This is a genomic window from Proteiniclasticum sp. C24MP (genome assembly GCF_043951855.1).
Taxonomy (GTDB): domain Bacteria; phylum Bacillota; class Clostridia; order Clostridiales; family Clostridiaceae; genus Proteiniclasticum.
In genome coordinates this window covers 1-4,046 of the sequence record NZ_JBINJW010000052.1, presented here as the reverse complement: position 1 = coordinate 4,046, position 4,046 = coordinate 1, and the positions used below count along the sequence as shown (strand labels likewise).

Sequence of the window (4,046 nt, the reverse complement as noted above, 5' to 3'; positions counted from 1 at the left end):
TGAAGCTATTAAAGAGGACTGGTTTGCCAGTCCTTTTTTATCCCTGAATTACGAAAAACTTAGACCGGCTTTTTTTTCAAGAGTTTCAAAAAAAAAACGCGTTTTTTATTTGACAGGATAGGGGTCATATGATAAAGTAATTTAGTAATACCCTGCGCAATGGGGTTATTTATGATGTAAACAAAAACTATAAAGTACGGAGGTGCTCAAAGTGAGAGTAAGAATGACTTTAGCATGCACAGAGTGTAAGCAGAGAAACTATGATTCAATGAAGAACAAAAAGAATAATCCAGAAAGACTGGAAATGAGTAAGTATTGCAAGTTCTGCAGAAAGCATACTACACATAAAGAAACAAAGTAACACAGACTAAGGATGTGATTTTCATGGCTTCAAACAGCAAAGGACTCGTCAGTTTTGTAAAAGAGATCAAAAATGAAATTAAAAAAATAACCTGGCCCTCCAAAGAGGAAGTCAAGAAAGCTATTGGCGTAGTATCTGCCATAGTTGCGATCTACATTGTTCTGATTGCAATTGCAGATTTTATTTACAATGGACTTTTGACGGAAGTTCTATTCAAACTTTAAGGTAAGGAGGAAAGGGGTAGCGTTTTAGTCTGCTCCTCTATTTTCGTATGGAAGAAAAAGCACGTTGGTATGTTGTTCATACATATTCAGGTTATGAGAATAAAGTCAAGGTAAACCTTGAAAAGGCGATTGAAAACCGAAACCTTGAACATCTTTTACAAGGTGTTGAAGTTCCCATGGAAGAAGTCATCGAAAGAAAAGATGATAAGGAGAAGATCGTCCTTCAGAAGAAGTTTCCTGGATATGTTCTGGTGAAAATGATTATGACTGAAGAATCCTGGTATATCGTAAGAAATACAAGAGGTGTCACGGGATTTGTTGGTGCGAAATCCAATAATCCGGTGCCGTTGACAGATGAAGAAGTCCGTTCCATGGGTATTGCAGAGACTCATGAACAGGTGGATCTGTCCATTGGTGAAAGCGTGAAGATCATCGCTACACCATTTATGGGATTCCCTGCTACCATTGTTGAAATCAACAATGACAAGCGTAAGGTCAAGGTGGAAGTAGAGATGTTTGGTAGAGCAACTCCAGCAGAACTCGACTTCAACCAGATAGAAAAAATTTATTAGGTTTATTGACCCTTTCGGGTCTTAAATAAGTGGGAGGGTAAAATACCCGCAATCTACCACAGTATAGGAGGAATAAACTCATGGCAAAGAAAGTTACAGGAATGATCAAGTTACAACTTCCTGCAGGAAAGGCAACACCAGCTCCACCAGTTGGACCAGCTCTAGGGCAGCACGGTGTGAACATTATGGGATTCTGTAAGGAATTCAATGCAAGAACTGCAGATAAGGCTGGATACATTATTCCAGTTGTAATCACAGTATTTCAGGACAGATCTTTCAGCTTTATCCTGAAGACACCACCAGCAGCTGTACTCATCAAGAAGGCAGCTGGAATTGAAAGTGGATCAGGCGTTCCTAACAGAACTAAAGTAGCTCAGCTTACTAAGGCTCAGGTTAGAGAAATCGCTGAAACAAAGATGCCAGATCTGAATGCGGCTTCAGTTGAGACAGCAATGTCAATGATTGAAGGTACTGCAAGAAGTATGGGCGTTACTATCGTTGAATAAGACAACCTAATAAAGTGGGAGGCAAAAAACCGTTAAAACCACGAAGGAGGCAAATTAATGGGTAAGAATTATGTAGAGAGTGCAAAGCTTGTTGATAAGAGTGTATTATACTCATCACAGGAGGCGCTTGAATTAGCAGTGAAGACTGCAAAGGCTAAGTTTGATGAAACAATTGAACTGCATGTAAAGCTTGGAGTAGATCCAAGACATGCTGATCAGCAGGTTAGAGGTGCGGTAGTACTACCTCACGGAACCGGTAAGACAGTAAGAGTCCTTGTATTCGCTAAGGGTGCAAAGGTTGCTGAAGCTGAAGCTGCTGGAGCAGACTATGTTGGAGCTGATGAATATCTTGATAAGATTCAGAAGGAAAACTGGTTTGAATTTGATGTAGTTGTTGCAACTCCAGATATGATGGGTGTTGTAGGTAGACTTGGTAGAGTATTAGGACCAAAGGGTCTTATGCCTAATCCAAAGTCCGGTACAGTTACATTTGATGTAGCAAAGGCCATCGAAGACATCAAGGCTGGTAAGGTTGAATATAGAGTTGACAAGACTTCTATCGTTCACGTGCCAATCGGAAAGAAGTCATTCGGAGAAGAGAAGCTGAAGGACAACTTCAAGACTCTTATGGAAGCGCTGATCAAGGCTAAGCCTGCAGCTGCTAAGGGACAGTACCTGAGATCAGTAACTGTTTCTGCAACCATGGGACCTGGAATCAGAATCAATCCTGCTAAGGTTGTTGATTAATCTGTTGACTTAATCTTCAGCACATGCTATACTTTTGAAGTTAAATAATTGAATCGTGCATTCTAAGACCGCAGGTGAGCCCAGCTCGTAAGTCCTGCCGAGGTGCGAGTACTTTATAGTTTTTAAAACTAAGGTCTCTCCTCGCTTGGAGAGGCCTTTTTGATTATGTTGAATAAGCAGTTTAATAAACTGTGAGGAGGTGGACACACAGTGAACAACAACAAAGAGATCAAGGCGCAAAAAGTTAATGAGATTAAAGAGAAGATGCAGAAAGCGAAGTCTTTAGTTTTAGTTAATTATCAGGGAATCAACGTTGAACAGGACACAGAGCTAAGAAGCACTTTAAGAAAGAACAATGTTGAGTACAAAGTCTACAAGAACACAATGGTAACAAGAGCTGCACAGGAGCTTGGAATTGAAGGTATGGAACAGTACCTTGAAGGACCAGTATCCATGGCGTTCGGTTACGATGATGAAACCACAGCTGCTAAGCTTATCGCTGATTTCTCAAAGGCTTCCAAGAAGCTTGAAATCAAGGGTGGTTATGTAGATGGTAAGGTTTATGATGCAGAGCTAATGAATCAGCTTGCTAAGATTCCTAACAAGGAAGTTCTTATCGCGAAGTTCCTCGGAAGCATCAAGTCCCCATTATCCAATCTTGTTTACATGCTTAATGCAGTTGCAGAAAGCAAGGAAGCATAGTATCATTACCAGGCGAATCGCCTAAAAAAATAATATTAAAATATTTACGGAGGTGTCTATAAATGGCAGTATCAAGAGAAGAAATAATTGCAGCAATCAAGGAAATGACCGTTTTAGAATTAAATGATTTAGTAAAGGCTTGCGAAGAGGAGTTCGGTGTATCCGCAGCGGCTCCAGTAGCAGTAGCTGGCGGTGCTGGAGAAGCAGCAGCAGCTGAAGAGAAGACTGAATTTGACGTTATCCTTACAGAAGTAGGTGGCGAAAAGATTAAGGTTATCAAGGCTGTTAGAGAAGCTACAGGTCTTGGTCTTAAGGAAGCGAAGGAAATCGTTGACGGAGCTCCTAAGGCAATCAAAGAAGGCGTTCCAAAGGACGAAGCAGATGCACTTGTTGCTAAGCTTCAGGAAGTTGGCGCTACAGTAGAAGTTAAGTAATTAGAGCTTAAATTGTACGTGAAGAATCCGGTAAGTAATTACCGGATTCTTTTATTGCGGTGATATATTTTCTGAGAGACCATGGAATTAATCCGGAATTAATCTCTTTTGGCTATACTACACAAAAGGAGTGATAATATATGAGTATTTTAGGAAATCTCATCTGGTTTATGCTGGGTGGGTTCATCCCTGCAATTTTATGGTTCTTTTTCGGTCTTCTATGGTCCATCACCATCATTGGTATCCCCGTTGGGGTGCAGTGCTTCAAGATGGCGGGTCTGCAGCTGTTTCCCTTCGGGAAGGATGTATCCTATTCCTCCATGGGAGCAGGATCTCTTCTGATCAACATCCTATGGATTGTGATCGGCGGAATAGAGCTGGCCGTGGCGAATGTGCTCATCGGAATCGCTTTCTGCATGACGATCATCGGGATACCTTTCGGGCTTCAGAACTTCAAGATGGCGAAGCTGAGTCTCATGCCCTTCGGTGCGAAAATAATT

At 41.3% G+C, this 4,046-nt stretch carries 8 protein-coding genes and 1 other annotated feature; all 8 genes read left to right on the top strand.

The window, feature by feature from the left end:
• Positions 1-211: 211 nt before the first annotated feature.
• Entirely contained in the window at positions 212-361 is a 150-nt protein-coding gene (rpmG, locus tag ACHAL6_RS15410; RefSeq protein ID WP_395271539.1) for a 50S ribosomal protein L33, read from the top strand.
• Between the two features lie 23 nt (positions 362-384).
• Positions 385-585 (top strand): preprotein translocase subunit SecE, encoded by a 201-nt coding sequence (gene secE / locus ACHAL6_RS15405; protein WP_395271538.1) that lies wholly within the window; start codon positions 385-387, stop codon positions 583-585.
• Between the two features lie 47 nt (positions 586-632).
• The gene (gene nusG / locus ACHAL6_RS15400) at positions 633-1,157 is read left to right on the top strand and encodes a transcription termination/antitermination protein NusG (protein ID WP_395271537.1); all 525 of its coding nucleotides are present in this window, start codon (positions 633-635) and stop codon (positions 1,155-1,157) included.
• A gap of 80 nt (positions 1,158-1,237) precedes the next feature.
• Complete coding sequence (gene rplK, locus ACHAL6_RS15395; protein WP_207599319.1) at positions 1,238-1,663, top strand: 50S ribosomal protein L11; 426 nt, start codon at positions 1,238-1,240, stop codon at positions 1,661-1,663.
• Between the two features lie 57 nt (positions 1,664-1,720).
• Positions 1,721-2,410 (top strand): 50S ribosomal protein L1, encoded by a 690-nt coding sequence (gene rplA, locus ACHAL6_RS15390; RefSeq protein ID WP_395271536.1) that lies wholly within the window; start codon positions 1,721-1,723, stop codon positions 2,408-2,410.
• Positions 2,411-2,453: 43 nt separating this feature from the next.
• Positions 2,454-2,581 (top strand) — a sequence feature (ribosomal protein L10 leader region).
• 39 nt (positions 2,582-2,620) lie between these two features.
• Positions 2,621-3,112, top strand: a complete 492-nt coding sequence (rplJ, locus tag ACHAL6_RS15385) for a 50S ribosomal protein L10 (protein ID WP_395271535.1) — start codon at positions 2,621-2,623, stop codon at positions 3,110-3,112.
• 62 nt (positions 3,113-3,174) lie between these two features.
• Complete coding sequence (rplL, locus tag ACHAL6_RS15380; RefSeq protein ID WP_207599316.1) at positions 3,175-3,546, top strand: 50S ribosomal protein L7/L12; 372 nt, start codon at positions 3,175-3,177, stop codon at positions 3,544-3,546.
• A gap of 140 nt (positions 3,547-3,686) precedes the next feature.
• On the top strand, positions 3,687-4,046 hold a 360-nt coding region (locus ACHAL6_RS15375), incomplete at its 3' end, for a YccF domain-containing protein (protein ID WP_395271534.1).